This is a genomic window from Parasphingopyxis lamellibrachiae (assembly GCF_003385775.1).
In the GTDB taxonomy this organism is placed as follows: domain Bacteria; phylum Pseudomonadota; class Alphaproteobacteria; order Sphingomonadales; family Sphingomonadaceae; genus Parasphingopyxis; species Parasphingopyxis lamellibrachiae.
The window spans coordinates 60,478-75,580 of sequence record NZ_QRDP01000004.1 but is presented as its reverse complement, the minus strand read 5'-3'; the positions used below and the strand labels follow the sequence as shown (position 1 = coordinate 75,580).

Here is a 15,103-nt window from a genome sequence, read left to right as displayed (position 1 = left end):
GGCATTTACCACTACATGCAAGCTTCCAGGCCAGCCGCGCCCCGTTTTTTTCCGAATAAGGACCATCATGTCAGAAGCGCCGATCCCACGCACCTTCACATCTGCGGGGCCAGTTCGTGGCCATGCCCGCGTGCCCGGCGACAAATCTATCAGCCACCGCGCGCTGATTCTCTCGGCTATGGCGGTTGGCGAAAGCCGCATCGAAGGATTGCTCGAAAGCGAAGACATTATCGCAACGGTTGCCGCGCTTTGGGCAATGGGATCCGAGATCGGGCAGGATTCAAACGGGAACTGGGTCGTCAACGGAGTAGGTGTGGGCGGGCTGTTACAACCTGAAACCGCACTCGACATGGGAAATTCGGGAACCAGCGCAAGGCTGCTGATGGGCCTTGCCGCAAGCAATGCCATCACCGCGACTTTTATAGGAGACGCTTCGCTCTCCAGACGTCCTATGGGGCGCATTATCGAACCTCTTTCACGGATGGGAGCAAGCTTCTCCGTAACGCCTGGCGAACGCCTCCCGCTCATGGTCCATGGCCGCGTACCGGCCGTTCCCATCGAATACCGACTTCCTGTCGCCTCGGCGCAGGTGAAGTCGGCAATCATGCTCGCGGCCCTCAACACGCCGGGCGTCACGCGGGTCATGGAGCCCGAGCGCACCCGCGATCACAGCGAGCGGATGCTGGCCGGTTTCGGCGCGGAAGTCGGGATCGAAGAAGTCGATGGCGAGCGCGTCATCAGCGTAACCGGCGAGGCTGAGCTGAATCCACACAATATGAGCATTCCCGGCGATCCGTCCTCCGCCGCCTTCCCTGTTGTTGCGGCCCTGCTCGTTCCAGGCTCCGAAGTCGTGATCCAGCATGTCGGCATCAATCCAACCCGCACCGGATTGTTCGAAGTTCTCAAGCAGATGGATGCAGACATAACGTATGAGAATGAACGTGATGTGGGCGGCGAGCCCGTCGCGGATATCCGCGTACGGCACAGCGCGCTCACCGGCATAGAAGTGTCTCCGGAAATCGCGCCGCGCATGATAGACGAATTCCCGATCCTGTTTGTGGCGGCCGCGCTGGCCAAGGGCGAAACGGTTACGACGGGCCTTCAAGAGTTGCGTCACAAGGAATCGGACCGCCTCGCCCTGATGGCCGAAGGACTAGCCCAGCTTGGCGTCCGTCTGAAGGAACATCCCGACGGGCTGACCATAATCGGTTCCGACGGTGAGAAACTGAAAGGCGAATATGCAACTCCTCAGATCGCCACGGCCCTTGATCACCGCATAGCCATGAGTTTCGCCGTTGCCGGGCTGGTTTCGGCACATGGCGTAACCATCGACGATGTCCGTCCGATGGCCACCAGTTTTCCGAGTTTCCCGCCCATGCTGGCCGATCTCGGCGCTATCGCTGCCGAGTAGCGGCTGGGGGCTGATTGGTATGGATCCCTTCATCGCCAATATCGTGGGAATTGCCGGCGGCATCCTGATCGTAGCGGCCTATGCCTATGCCAATATCGCCGACCCGGTGCGCCTGCTGCCCTATAATCTGGTCAATCTGGCCGGTGCGATACTGCTGACTCTGTCGCTGCTGGTGCATTTCAACCTTGCCTCGCTGCTCCTGGAGATCGTCTGGATGGCGATCGCCATTTATGGCATCGTCAAAGCGCTCCGGAAAAAGGAGAAACCGGCATGATCATCGCAGTCGACGGCCCCGCAGCGTCGGGCAAGGGCACCGTTGCGCGAGCCTTGGCCGAGCATTTCGGGCTGCCCTGGCTGGATACCGGCCTGCTCTATCGGGCGGTAGGGATCAGCGTCGTTCGCGCAGACCGCGATCCGCGGAAACCCGAAGACGCATTGGCAGCCTGCGACTTCCCGGAAGCGCTGCTCGACGATCCCGAACTGCGCAGCGAAGCGGCGGGCAAATACGCATCCTTTGTGTCCGCACATCCGGCCGTGCGCGAAGCGCTTGTCGATCGGCAACGGGTCTTTGCAAACCAACCCGGCGGCGCTGTTCTGGATGGCCGCGATATCGGCACCGTTATCGCGCCTGACGCCGATGCCAAGCTTTTCGTGACGGCGAGCGCGGAAGCGCGTGCGGATCGGCGCTACAAAGACGAATTGCGATCCAGCGCCGACGCCGATCTGGCCGCTATTCTCGCCGATATCGAAGATCGGGACCGGCGCGACAGCGAACGGGCCAACGCACCGCTCAAACGCGCGGACGATGCGGACTTGCTCGACACCACGAACCTTACTATATCGGCCGCCGTCCAGCGGGCGATTGCGCTCGTAGAAGCTCGGACGGGTAAGCGGTAACAACCGCATCCACCCAGCAACGTGTCAGGCAGTGGCGCTCGCGCTGCAGCCTTGGTGCGTTTTTGTGCTTTGTTCAAAGCACCGGCTTCTACGGCGGAAATGCGCGGATGGATGCGGATTCGGCATGGGGCCGGAATCGCAACACTGTTCCAAGACCTCCGGAGACAACCGGATGGCCTGAAACGAAATTGTAAGGACATATTATCCATGGCAACTGCGCCAAACCCCACGCGGGACGATTTTGAAAAACTGCTCAATGAAACGCTGGGCGACTCCGAAGGCTTTGAAGGACGCGTCGTCAAAGGCACCGTAACCGGTATCGAGAATGATCTCGCCGTCATCGATGTCGGTCTGAAATCCGAAGGCCGCGTTCCCCTGCGCGAATTCGCGATGCCCGGCCAGAAAGCCGATCTTTCGGTTGGTGACGAAGTCGAAGTCTTTGTCGACCGCGTTGAAAACAACAATGGCGAAGCCATGCTCAGCCGCGACCGCGCCCGCCGCGAAGCCGCCTGGGACCGCCTCGAAGCCGAATATGACACGGAAGCACGCGTCGAAGGCACGATCTTCGGCCGGGTCAAAGGTGGCTTCACCGTCGACCTTGGCGGCGCTGTGGCCTTCCTGCCCGGCAGCCAGGTCGACATCCGCCCGGTGCGCGATGTAACGCCGCTGATGGATATTCCGCAGCCGTTCCAGATCCTCAAAATGGACCGCCGACGCGGCAACATCGTTGTTTCGCGCCGCGCCGTTCTCGAAGAGACACGGGCCGAGCAGCGTTCGGACCTGATCCAGTCGCTGACGGAAAACCAGATCATCGAAGGTGTGGTCAAGAACATCACCGACTATGGTGCATTCGTCGATCTCGGCGGTATCGATGGCCTGCTGCACGTCACCGACATGAGCTACAAGCGGATCAATCACCCGTCAGAAATGGTCAATATCGGCGACAAGGTCACGGTTCAGATCGTTCGCATCAACCGCGAGACCCAGCGTATCAGCCTTGGCATGAAGCAGCTGGAAACCGACCCGTGGGAGGGCGCATCGGCCAAATATCCGATCGACGCCCGTTTCACCGGCCGGGTTACGAACATCACCGAATATGGTGCGTTCGTAGAACTGGAATCCGGCATCGAAGGCCTGGTCCATGTTTCCGAAATGAGCTGGACCAAGAAGAATGTTCATCCCGGCAAGATCGTTTCGACGAGCGAGCAGGTGGAAGTCGTTGTTCTGGAAGTCGATGAAGAGAAACGCCGGATCAGCCTTGGCCTCAAACAGGCCCAGGACAATCCGTGGGACAGCTTTGCAGAACGCTTCCCTGTCGGCGCCGAAGTCGAAGGCGAAGTCAAGAACGCCACCGAATTCGGCTTGTTCATTGGCCTCGACGGCGATGTCGATGGCATGGTCCACATGTCCGACATCAGCTGGGGCGTCTCGGGCGAGGACGCTCTCGAGCTTCACCATAAGGGCGAAACGGTCAAAGCGATCGTGCTTGATGTCGATCCCGAAAAGGAACGCATCAGCCTCGGCATGAAACAGCTCGAACGTGGGGGCGCGTCCACCGACACCGGCGATCTCCGCAAGGGCAAGATCTCGACGGTCACCGTACTCGACGTTCGCGATGGCGGGCTCGACGTACAGGTGGGCGACGATGGCCCGACCGGCTTCGTCAAGCGGGCCGATCTTGGCCGCGATCGCGACGAGCAGCGCCCGGACCGTTTCCAGGTCGGCCAGAAGTTCGACGCGATGGTGGTCGGTTTCGACCGTTCCAAGAAGCCGAACTTCTCGGTCAAGGCCCTTCAGGTTGCCGAAGAGAAGCAGGCCGTCAAACAATATGGTTCGACCGACTCCGGTGCGAGCCTCGGCGACATTCTCGGCGAAGCGCTCAAGCAGAAGAGCGACGACGGAGATACCAAAGACGGCGAGTAAAAACCGCCGCCTGATATCTCAGGCAAAAAAATGATCTGGCCCGCGACTCGTGCTTTTGGAAACAATCAAAACGCACGGCGCGGGCCTTTTTTTTGAGAATCCGTCCCTAATTGTAACAAAAATGCCGGATTCAAGCCGATTTCTTGCTGAATCAAGGTCAGTTGGCTTGAAAAAAAACCCAAACAAGAACATTAAGATAATGCAGAGGGCGGAAGCGTAAAGATACAGGCGCGGTCCCTGTCGCAATGGCAAAAGTCATGCGTGTGGTGTCGCAACTAATGGCCTTTCGGGGGAAATTCGCCATGATTCGATCTGAACTTGTTCAGAAGATCGCTGCTGACAATCCAGAGCTTTCGACTAAAGATGTCGAACGCCTGGTCAACAGCTTCTTCGACACGATTACCGAACAGCTGGCCAAGGGCGGGCGCGTTGAACTGCGCGGTTTCGGAGCCTTTTCTACCCGCCAGCGCGACGCGCGTGTCGGGCGCAATCCTCGCACGGGCGAATCCGTGAATGTGCCATCCAAGCGCGTTCCCTATTTCAAACCGGGCAAAGAAATGCGCGAGCGACTCAACTTCTGACTGCTCTCGATTTACGCTTGTAACGCCGATCGAGTTCGGCCACCTCTTTTTGCCATGCGGACGTGGCGAAACCGGTAGACGCTGCAGACTTAAAATCTGCTTCCCGTAAGGGAGTGCGGGTTCGAGTCCCGCCGTCCGCACCATTTTCAATTGTAACAATTCGGCGTTAGGCTCGACAGGACCGAGATTTAACAACGCTGGAAAATACTATGCCTCTCTCCCGACGGACCTTCCTCCAATATGGCAAGGCTGCAGGCCTCTTCTATTCGGCTTCGGCGCTGGGTGCGCTCTCGGTATCGCGCGCCTCCGCGCAGGCGCCGGGCCTGGTGAGCGACGCCGCCGGGATCCTGGACCTTCCGGAGGGCTTTACCTATGCGGTCGTCTCAACGACGGGTGGGCAGATGACCGACGGCTTTCTCCGGCCCGGCAGGCCAGACGGCATGGCCTGTTTCACCGATCCGGCAAATGCCGACCGCTGCATCCTGATGCGCAATCATGAAAACTGGCCCGATACAGAAACGGGCAGCCCATTCGGCGAGAATGATGAACTTCTGCCGCACCTGGACGATGATCTGGTCTTCGGTCTCAAACCGGATGGAAGCCCCTTTTTCGGCGGCGTGACCAAGGTTGTGGTCGACATGCGGACGGGTCAATTGGTGGAGGATTATCTGGTGCTGACCGGTACCGCCGCCAATTGCGCCGGCGGGCCGACACCCTGGGGGTCGTGGCTGAGCTGCGAGGAATCGATGCGCCGCCCACCCGAAGAATCCCAGCGCTACCATGGCTGGGTGTTCGAAACACCTTCCTCGGCAACAGGGGTGATCGCGCCCGTTCCCCTGACCGCAATGGGCCGTTTCGCGCACGAGGCTGTGGCGATCGATCCGGATACCGGCATCGCCTATCTTACCGAAGACAGCAGCACCGGCCTATTCTATCGCTTCCTGCCCGACACGCCCGGCAAACTCCATCGCGGCGGACGACTTCAGGCGCTTGCAATTCGCGACTGGCCTTCCGCGACGACCAGCAACTGGCCGCGCGACTGGGGCGGCCCTGGTCTTGGTCATATCGAACCGGGCCAGTCTTTTGCGACAGACTGGATCGACCTTGAAGACGTGCATTCGCCCGAGGGCGATCTTGCCGAGCGCGGCCATGCAACGGGTGCAGCCCAGTTCTTCCGCGGCGAAGGCATGGACTATGCCCGAAGGCCTGACGGCAGCGGCGGCGATATCTTCTTCAATTGCACCCAGGGCGGCAACCAGCGCTCCGGCCAGGTCTGGCGCTATACGCCAAGCGCGTCGGAAGGCCGGAATGGCGAAGCCGGCGCGCCCGGTACGTTGACCTTGCAATACGAATCTCCGGGAGCGGACACGCTGGACATGTGCGACAATCTTGTCGTCGCGCCCTGGGGCGACCTGATCCTGTGCGAGGATGGCCGCGGCGATCAGTATTTGCGTGGGCTGACTCCAACTGGAGAGATTTACGATTTTGCCCGCAACGCCCATCCCGATCGCAGCGAATTTTGCGGTGCCTGTTTTTCGCCCGATGGCCAGATCATGTTCGTCAATATTCAGGAACCCGGAATAACCCTCGCGATCCGCGGTCCATGGGCAAACCTGCACAGCTGAATTGCCGCTTGGTCAGGGAAAGCAGCATAGCCTAAGGTGGAGCTATGATCCGCCTGCGCGCATTTTTTTTGTTTCTTCTGCTGATCGCTGGCTGTGGCGGGCCGAATACAAATCCGCTTCCCGCCGATATGCTCGTCCGTCTCGCCGATGACGAAATCAAATCGCTCGACCCGCATAGCGTTTCCGACCTTGCCTCATTGCGTGTTGCGGCTGACCAGTTCGAGGGATTGACACGTTACGCGGCCAACGGCGATATCGAACCCGGCCTTGCCCGGTCATGGACAACCTCTGCGGATGGACTGACATGGGATTTTGCGCTGCGTAAAGGCCTGACCTTTTCGGACGGCGCGCCCATCGCAGCTCCGCTATTCGAGGCCGTCTTCGCCCGGCTCACAGAGCCTGCCACCGCCGCGCCTACCGCATCCCTGTTCGACGCGATCGAGACTGTCCAGGCCGCCGGCCCGGACCATGTGATCATCACCCTCGCCTATCCCTTTCCGGCGCTGCTCGAGCTGCTCGCCCACCCAGCGATGGCCGCACTGCCGCTGCACCGTATTGCAGAGGCAGGCGAAGGATGGACCAGAGAACGGCCACTTGTGACCTCGGGCCCTTACCGGCTGACCGATTGGACCCTCAATGACCGCGCTCTGCTTGAGCGCAATCCGCACTGGCACGAAGGCGCGACCCCGATTGCACGGGTCGCATGGCGACCCGTTGATGACAGTCTCACCGCGATGCGGATATTCCTCGCAGGCAGTGCCGACATAGCTGGCGAGTTCCCCTCGACGCGCCTGCGATGGTTGCGCGCCAATCGCGACGAAGCAACGCGCGTGGCGGGATATCGGGGCGCCTATTATTTCGCCTTCAACACCCGCCGACCGCCCTTTGACGATGTGCGCGTCCGCCGGGCGTTGAGCCTTGCCGTCGATCGGCCCTGGATATCGGAAGAATTGCTGGCCATAGGCACGGTGCCCGCCTGGGGCATTATCCCGCCCGGCCTGTCCGGCCTCGACCCGATCGCCCCGGTCAGCCGAACGATGACGCGTCGGGCGCGCCTCGAAGAGGCCAGGCGCCTGTTGGACGAAGCCGGTTACGGCCCGCGCAATCCCCTTTCATTCGACATCCGGTTCAACAGCGCAGCCGAGCATCGCCGGATATCGGTTGCGCTCGCGGCCATGTGGGAACCGCTGGGCGTTGATGCACGACTGTTCAACAGCGAAGCGACATTGCATTTCGCGGCTCTGAGACGGGGCGATTTCACTCTCGCCCGCTCAGGCTGGATTGGCGATATTTCCGCGCCGGAAAACTTCCTTGCTGTGCATCGATCGGACGCCGGAGTTATTAACTATTCCGGCTATGCCAATCCCACCTATGATACCGCGCTGGACCGAGCCCTTGGCGAACCGGAACCTGCCGCACGCGCGCGGCTGATGCGTGCCGCAGAGGATATCCTTGTCCGCGACGTGCCGATCCTGCCTGTCTATTATTATGTCAGCCGCTCCCTTGTCGGACCGCGTGTTTCGGGCTGGATCGACAATTCGGCCAATGTGCATCCCAGCCGCACGCTGCTACTGAGCGAGGCGCAATGAACCGCACTACACCCTTAATTCTGGCTCCCATACTGGCCCTTTTTTCTGCCTCCTGCGCAGACGGCGAAGATCTGGGCCCGATGCGCGTCGACATGATTGGGGAAGCCACGGCATTCACCCGGCCGATTGCCGCCCTGCCCTCGCCCTCCGATGCGCTATTGCTCGAAGCGACAGCACAGGGGCTCGTCAGGCTGGATGGAGAGGGTCAGATCGAACCGGCGCTCGCGCAGCGCTGGATCGTGCTCGACGAGGGGCAGACCTATGTCTTCCGCCTGAACGAAATCACCTGGGATGATGGCACCGCAGTCACCGCTCGCCAGATCGCACAGCAATTGCGCAATGCCAGCCGGTCCGGCAGCCGCAACCGGCTGGCCCGTTTGCTGGCTGATATAGACGCCGTTCAGGCCGTGACGCCGCAGATTGTCGAGATCAACCTTTCCCGCCCCCGACTCGATTTTCTCCAATTATTGGCAGCACCGGACCTCGCCATCTTTGTCGAAGGACGGGGCCTGGGGCCCTATACCCTGACCGGCGAACCGACCGACGAAGACGAGACGGTGTACCTTGCGCCCCGCCGCGAGCCACCGGAAGAGATTGACGGGGATACCGCCGAAGCGCCCCCGATTTCGCCCGAAGAAACGGTTCAAATCCGGTTTGGACCTGCGCCGGCTGCCGTTGCGCGTTTCGATGCGGGCCACACGGATATCGTTCTTGGCGGCAACTGGACGACCATATTCTACGCTGATGCGATCGATCCCAATTCCAGCCAGCTCCGGATCGATCCCGTCGACGGCCTGTTCGGCCTTGCGATAGTCGAGCAGACCGAATTTCTCTCCGAGCCGCAAAATCGGGAAATTCTGTCTCTCGCCCTGGATCGCGGGCAGCTTGCCGGATATTTCGGCGGCAATCGCGCGGAAGCCCGGCTGGAAATCGTTCCGCCCGATGTCGAAGGGCTCAACGATCCGGTCGGACCGCCCTGGGCCAGCAGCACCATGGACCTGCGCCGCGCATTTGCCCGGGATGCCATCGCCGAGTGGCGTACGATCAATGGCGAGATCGAGCCCATCCGCGTTGCTCTGCCGGAAGGCGCCGGCAGCCGGGTCATCTTCGCAGTGCTGCGGACAAATTGGGCGGTTGTGGGCATTCCCGCCGTGCAAGTCGCCTGGGATGCGGATGCGGACTTGCGACTGGTTGACCGTGTGGCGGCAACCGAAAGCGCGACCTGGTATCTTCAGCAATTCCGCTGCTCCCGTGGGCTGCCGTGCAGCGATGCCTATACGCAGAAATTGAGCGAAATCGAGGAAGCTCCATCTGCGCGGGTTCGCGCGATCAGGATTGCCGAAGCCGCAACAGAGCTGCAGAGAATAACGCCGTTCATTCCTCTGCTGAGGCCCATTCGCTGGTCATTGGTGTCCCAGCGGATCGCCCATTTTTCGGTAAACCGTTTCGGCCGGCATCCGCTGGATACGCTGGCGCCACCTAGCTAATCGGAGTTTCGCTTCCTATATCGGGAGCGGGCATCAAATGCTGTAGGGGAAAAGCATTTAGTTAGAAAAGGTTATTGATGACTCTTACACAGGAACATCTGGAACGGATTGCGCATGGCATCCCCGAAATCGGACGCGATCCCTCCTCTGTCCGACAGCGCGTGGAAGCCATGGAAGCCCTGCTCGAGCGCGGTTTCACAATGCCGGTTCTCAATCGCCAGTTCGGCCTTGATTTCATTCTCGGACTGGTCCCGGTCATCGGCGACATTATCGCCGCCGCCATGGGCACCTGGCTGGTATGGGAAGCCCGCAACCTCGGTATGTCACGCTGGAAAATCGCGAGAATGTTCGCCAATATCGGCGTCGATCTCGCCGTTGGCGCCGTGCCCTTTGTCGGCGATGCAGTGGATTTCGTGTTTCGCTCCAACACCCGCAACCTGCGAATTATCAAAAAGCATCTCGACCGGCATCACCCCGAAACGACAGTGATCGAAGGCACTGTTATCCGATAGTGTTCCAGAGCCATCGGTCAGCAACAGCCTGACACACTAGCGTCCGCGCCATATCCGCAATCTTAAGTTGGATCGTGCGCCGCGCCTCGCAGCGCCGCACCGCATCGGCCTGAAATCACGGCCCAGGCATATCCGCACCTCGGTCAGCCAGCCCCGGTCGTTGACACCCACGCGCAACATGTCCGCCGATACGCCGCGATTGGCGGCGGCGAAAGCCCTGGTAAACTGGCCAACGGTCAGATTGCGACGCGAAAGCGCGTCCATATCCGGGTAGCGGACGGCGCGGTAAAGGATCGCTCCCGCCCGCAGATAGCGCCCCGGATCGCGGGTCATGCAACTGCCATGCTTGGCCCATTCATGCTGGAGCAGCTGGACAGAAGGCGTCGTGCACAGATGTTCGCGAACAAGGCGCCGGGGCAGCGGCGAGACCGGTCTGCACCATTGCGGCCAGCGCGGCCCGTTCGTTTCCGGCCAGAGACCATGCAGTATGAAACCAAACCGCCCCGCTCCACCATTGGCGATACCCCCGCACTGCATCCTGTGGCCGGGAACGCGGCCCCGCGTGCGGCAGAACTCCGGCGACCAGCTCAAAGCCAGAAGATAATCCGTGATCGGTCCGGTCCGTCGCGCACCCTGTGGGATCGCTTCGGCCCGCGGCGCGGCAATGCGATCCGGTATCCGGCATTCGCGAGCCTGAGCGGAGAGCATGGCCGGCATGGCAAGCAATACGAGCGCAACCAGCCAAGGCCGCATCAGTCAATCTCTGCGAAGTCGAGACCGATATCGGCTGCCGGGGCGGACTGGGTCAGGCGGCCGACCGAAATGAAATCGACGCCGGTTTTCGCAATCTCGTTGATCGATTCCAGCGTAACGCCGCCCGAGGCCTCGGTGGGGACGCGATCGCCAATCTGCTCAACCGCACTGCGGAGCATTTCAACGGGCATATTGTCGAGCAACAAATGGGTGGCGCCTGCCTCCAGAGCCGGTTCGATTTGATCGAGTCTGTCGACCTCGACAATGACCTGCGCGATCCCGGCGTCGACCGCACGGCGCACTGCTTCTCTGACACCGCCGGCAACCGCGACATGATTGTCTTTGATCATCGCCGCATCCCACAGACCCATCCGATGGTTCTGCGCCCCGCCCATACGGGTCGCATACTTCTCCAGAGCGCGCAGGCCCGGGATCGTCTTGCGCGTATCCAGCAGCACCGCGCCAGTGCTGGCAATCTCGTCGACGTAACGCCGTGCCAGTGTCGCGATGCCGGACATGTGCTGTACCGTGTTGAGCGCCGAACGCTCGGCGGTAAGCATCGGCCGGGCAAGGCCCCTGAGCCGCATCAGGTCCGTGCCTGCCGGCACGCTATCGCCTTCGCTGACCAGCACCTCGATTTCGACATCCGGGTCCAGTGTCCGGAAAAAGGCTTCCGCGATCGGGATACCGGCGACGACAATAGCATCGCGGCTATCCATCGCCCCCTTGAACCGGGCGGTTTCGGGAATCACGGCAGCCGAGGTAACGTCTCCCCCATCCCCGAGATCTTCGGCAAAGGTTGCAGCGATAAATGCGTCGAGATCGAAGCGATCGAGTGTAAAGTCTGTCATATGCCCTGTTTCTGAATTGCCTCGACGAAATTGTCGAATCGGGTTTCGAGTTCCTTGAGCGATGGCCCCCGCAAGGCCGTCCGCGCTTGAACGACCAGATATGTCGCCTCTTCAAGAAACAGTCGGCGACGGGGAGCGGAATTGCATGCCAGCGATGCTGTTTCCAAGGCATCGATAAATTTTTTTGCGGCCAGCGGGCTGCCAGCGGCCGAAGCCCTGATACCGCCGAAACCGCGTTGCAGGAAATGTTCGAAATCATCGTCCAGCGGTTGGACACGGTTGGGATCGTAATTGTTCTGTTCGGGACCCCGGTCGAGACTGCGATGGCCCAGTTCCGCTGTTGCCGCACCAAGCCAGTGCAGCGCGGTAATGGCGGTGAATGGATCGTTGATGCCCGGAGAGAGCGCCCGCAGCGCGATTTCGACCAGCTCGTCGAACAGGAATTCCAGATCCTGGGTCGGTGTGCGCATGCCGCCCGCACTAAAACAGGCGCGAATATCGTCTGCGATGGCATCGCTGGCATCAGCCTGCGCCAGTTCGGCAATCGGCACAAAAGGATGGACGAAATCACCGGTCCGCACCTTAAGCGCAATCACGCCTCCCGTGCGTTCGGCAATGGAGTCGAGCGTTTCGAAGTCGATGATCTTTATGTAGCCCGTGGTCTTGGCCACAACCGCCTCGCCCGTTGCGCGCGTACCGGGCTCTTCGCCGCGCCAGTCTTCGGGAAAACGCTCATCGATATCGTCGATCAGGCGTTGGCCAATACCCTTGAGCACGGTGTTGATTCGGATGCTGTCTGGAATATGGTGGAGGAAATAGACGAGCACGGCGACCGCAACCAACGCCAGTGCCGTTGCGATCAGAAGCGACAGTTGCGGCGTGAAGCCCGGCAGCGCAGTGGCCGCCGCGTCGACGGAATCGCTGGCCTGTTCGTCCGCCCCCCGCACGACGCGCAACACCAGAACAGCATAAACAAAAGTTGCAATAAACACGCCAAGCGAGAGTTGATTGCCCTTGTCCTGCATGAAATTGGTGAGCAGGCGCGGGCCATAATTACCCGATGCATATGCAACAGCGGCGATGGTGATCGAAAAGACCGTCGAAGCGACACCGATCATAGATCCCGCGATCACCGTCAACACGGTCCGCGCGCCCTCGGGACGGCTGGAATGGATCCAGCTGACTTCGTTTAGCCAGTCGGCAAAGCCGTTGCGATCGAGGTAAACCGTCACGAATGCCGCGATTCCGGCGATGATCGAGAACAGCGCCGGGTAGAACCAGTAGCTGGCGTTGACGTTGAGCCAGAGCGAGCGAAACCAGGCGATCATCGTAGCATTGTTTCGGGTTCGCTGGTCACTCCGCCCTAGTCGCCGCTGACCGGCGCCCCAAGATCGCCCTGACCCACCGTGGCTCCAGCCATTTCGAGCATCTTGTCGAGGCTCTTCTTCGCCTGAACACGCAGCTCCTCGTCGAGCTCTATCCGAGGTTCGAGGTCGCGAAGCGCAATGTAGAGCTTCTCCATCGTGTTGAGCGCCATGTACGGGCAGATATTGCAATTGCAGTTTCCGTCCGCGCCCGGTGCGCCGATAAAGGTCACCTCAGGCAGCGCCTTTTCCATCTGGTGCATGATATGCGGTTCGGTCGCGACGATCACGGTATCGCTCTCGGTTGCCTTGGCTTCGGCAAGGATCGAACTGGTCGACCCGATATGATCGGCATGATCGAGAATTGCTGCCGGGCATTCGGGGTGGGCGAGCACGGGTGCGCCCGGATGCTTGGCCTTGAGTTTCAGGAGCTCGGTTTCAGAGAACGCCTCATGGACGATACAGACGCCCGGCCAGAGTAGCATCTCGCGGCCCGTCTTGCGCGCCATATAGGCGCCCAAATGCTTGTCGGGTGCGAAAATGATCTTTTGGTCCTTGGGAATCTGGTTGAGAATCTTTTCGGCAGATGAAGAAGTTACGATGATATCCGAAAGTGCTTTCACAGCTGCCGAACAGTTGATGTAAGTCAACGCGATATGATCGGGATTGGCGTCGCGGAATTCCTTGAACTTGTCGGGCGGGCAACTGTCTTCAAGACTGCACCCGGCATTGAGGTCCGGCAGCACGACGATCTTTTCGGGCGAAAGTATCTTCGCCGTTTCCGCCATAAACTTCACACCGCAGAATGCGATCACATCGGCATCGGTCTCCGCCGCCTTGCGGGAGAGGTCGAGGCTGTCGCCGACAAAATCGGCAATGTCCTGGATCTCCGGATCCTGATAATAATGGGCAAGGATGACAGCGTTGCGCTCCTTACGCAGCCGTTTGATCTCTTCCTTGATATCGACTCCAGCAAGGCTGCCGCCGATTCCGTCGCGTACGTCCATGAATCTGCTCCTTTGGGATTATATAGTTACTCGAACGGCGAATGTCTTGGGGAGAGTCCCGCCCGATCTGCCATGAATTCCGGGACATTTCGTTCATCAATACCGGCCATTGAATGTGCGATTCCTGTCATCTGCCCAGTCTTTCAAAGATTTTCCTACTTTGGAAGGGATATACGCATGCCCATGGTGTATTGGTAATATAGTACACTATGGACATGCGCGGAAATCGTCATTAGGGGACCCCGATGGAACAAGATCAATCAAACAGGCGAGATGCATGGAAAACCATTTCCATTTTTCTCATTGCCTTATTCGCGCTTAGCGCCGTCGCTCACGATGCAATCGTTACGCTGAACCCCGCCAGCATCTATGTTGGCGCGTTGATGTGGTGCCCGGCAATCGCGGCTTTCGCGACGTTGAAGATTAGAGGTCGAACGCTCGCCACCCTGCCCTGGAAATGGGGAAGCTGGTCGAGCAACTGGGCCGCCTATGCTGTGCCGGTTTTGTACATTTCCGTCGCCTACGCACTGATCTGGCTGCTGGGGTACGGCGGGGTGCCGAATCCGGAAACAATCGCAGAATGGGCTCAGGAGCTCGGATTTTCAGCCGCATCGCCCATCATGACAATCGCAGTGATGGTCTTCCTGCTGGGAACGGTGCAGCTCATCAAATCGCTGGGATCGATTGCCGGCGAGGAAATAGGATGGCGTGGTTTCTTTATCTGGGAGCTCCGCAAGGTCATGCCGTTCGGTGCGGTATCGATCGTTAGCGGCGTCATCTGGGCGATGTGGCATTATCCGATCATCATTGCCTATGGCGGCGGCAATGCGACATTTCAGCTCGCCTGCTTCACGCTCATGATCATCAGCATGTCCGTCATCATGGCCTATTTTACATTCAGGTCCGAGAGCGTTTGGCCCGCCATTTTCTTTCACGCCGCGCACAATATCTACATTCAGAAGATATTCTCGCCGCTCACGGTTGAAAATGAGCAAACCGGCTTCTGGATCGACGAATATGGCCTGATGATTCCAATCGTCGTGACCCTGCTGGCTCTATATTTTTGGAGAAAGGCCAAATCGGAAGGGATGTGATGTAAGGCG

14 protein-coding genes and 1 tRNA gene are annotated in these 15,103 nt (G+C 59.8%); 11 read left to right on the top strand and 4 right to left on the bottom strand.

Annotated features, from left to right (window positions below; all coding sequences use genetic code 11):
- Positions 1–67 precede the first annotated feature (67 nt).
- The 10 genes from aroA to DFR46_RS00365 all read left to right on the top strand — a co-directional run bounded on the left by aroA (position 68) and on the right by DFR46_RS00365 (position 10,025).
- A complete protein-coding gene (gene aroA / locus DFR46_RS00410; RefSeq protein WP_116234664.1) occupies positions 68–1,411 on the top strand; it encodes a 3-phosphoshikimate 1-carboxyvinyltransferase in 1,344 nt (447 codons plus the stop codon).
- Between the two features lie 19 nt (positions 1,412–1,430).
- Positions 1,431–1,685 carry a CBU_0592 family membrane protein gene (locus DFR46_RS00405; protein WP_116234663.1) on the top strand — a complete coding sequence of 85 codons (255 nt, stop codon included), beginning with the start codon at positions 1,431–1,433 and terminating at the stop codon, positions 1,683–1,685.
- Positions 1,682–2,308, top strand: a complete 627-nt coding sequence (locus DFR46_RS00400; protein ID WP_116234662.1) for a (d)CMP kinase — start codon at positions 1,682–1,684, stop codon at positions 2,306–2,308. Before DFR46_RS00405 ends, DFR46_RS00400 begins: the two co-directional genes overlap by 4 nt.
- Before the next feature lie 207 nt (positions 2,309–2,515).
- Positions 2,516–4,231 (top strand): 30S ribosomal protein S1, encoded by a 1,716-nt coding sequence (gene rpsA / locus DFR46_RS00395; protein WP_116234661.1) that lies wholly within the window; start codon positions 2,516–2,518, stop codon positions 4,229–4,231.
- A gap of 302 nt (positions 4,232–4,533) precedes the next feature.
- A complete protein-coding gene (locus DFR46_RS00390; protein WP_116237052.1) occupies positions 4,534–4,812 on the top strand; it encodes an integration host factor subunit beta in 279 nt (92 codons plus the stop codon).
- Positions 4,813–4,868: 56 nt separating this feature from the next.
- A tRNA-Leu gene (locus tag DFR46_RS00385) sits at positions 4,869–4,955 on the top strand.
- A gap of 66 nt (positions 4,956–5,021) precedes the next feature.
- On the top strand, positions 5,022–6,437 hold the full coding sequence (locus DFR46_RS00380) for an alkaline phosphatase PhoX (protein ID WP_116234660.1): 1,416 nt from the start codon (positions 5,022–5,024) through the stop codon (positions 6,435–6,437).
- Positions 6,438–6,481: 44 nt separating this feature from the next.
- Positions 6,482–8,026: a peptide ABC transporter substrate-binding protein gene (locus tag DFR46_RS00375; protein ID WP_116234659.1), complete on the top strand. Its 1,545-nt coding sequence runs from the start codon at positions 6,482–6,484 to the stop codon at positions 8,024–8,026.
- Positions 8,023–9,513: an ABC transporter substrate-binding protein gene (locus tag DFR46_RS00370; RefSeq protein WP_116234658.1), complete on the top strand. Its 1,491-nt coding sequence runs from the start codon at positions 8,023–8,025 to the stop codon at positions 9,511–9,513. The genes DFR46_RS00375 and DFR46_RS00370 overlap by 4 nt, the downstream gene beginning before the upstream one ends.
- 77 nt (positions 9,514–9,590) lie before the next feature.
- The gene (locus tag DFR46_RS00365) at positions 9,591–10,025 is read left to right on the top strand and encodes a DUF4112 domain-containing protein (protein WP_116234657.1); all 435 of its coding nucleotides are present in this window, start codon (positions 9,591–9,593) and stop codon (positions 10,023–10,025) included.
- A gap of 36 nt (positions 10,026–10,061) precedes the next feature.
- Here the strand turns inward: DFR46_RS00365 and DFR46_RS00360 are convergent, their stop codons facing one another.
- From DFR46_RS00360 to nadA, 4 genes are read right to left on the bottom strand one after another with little or no spacing between them, the layout of a single operon-like run.
- Positions 10,062–10,778, bottom strand: coding sequence for a ribonuclease T2 family protein (locus DFR46_RS00360; RefSeq protein ID WP_116234656.1), 717 nt, complete (start codon positions 10,776–10,778; stop codon positions 10,062–10,064).
- The gene (gene nadC, locus DFR46_RS00355) at positions 10,778–11,629 is read right to left on the bottom strand and encodes a carboxylating nicotinate-nucleotide diphosphorylase (RefSeq protein ID WP_116234655.1); all 852 of its coding nucleotides are present in this window, start codon (positions 11,627–11,629) and stop codon (positions 10,778–10,780) included. Before nadC ends, DFR46_RS00360 begins: the two co-directional genes overlap by 1 nt.
- Positions 11,626–12,957, bottom strand: coding sequence for a DUF2254 domain-containing protein (locus tag DFR46_RS00350; protein ID WP_116234654.1), 1,332 nt, complete (start codon positions 12,955–12,957; stop codon positions 11,626–11,628). Before DFR46_RS00350 ends, nadC begins: the two co-directional genes overlap by 4 nt.
- 35 nt (positions 12,958–12,992) lie before the next feature.
- The gene (gene nadA / locus DFR46_RS00345; RefSeq protein WP_116234653.1) at positions 12,993–14,000 is read right to left on the bottom strand and encodes a quinolinate synthase NadA; all 1,008 of its coding nucleotides are present in this window, start codon (positions 13,998–14,000) and stop codon (positions 12,993–12,995) included.
- Positions 14,001–14,245: 245 nt separating this feature from the next.
- On the opposite strand from nadA, the gene DFR46_RS00340 reads away from it, so the two are divergent.
- A complete protein-coding gene (locus DFR46_RS00340) occupies positions 14,246–15,094 on the top strand; it encodes a CPBP family intramembrane glutamic endopeptidase (RefSeq protein WP_116234652.1) in 849 nt (282 codons plus the stop codon).
- Positions 15,095–15,103: the final 9 nt, after the last annotated feature.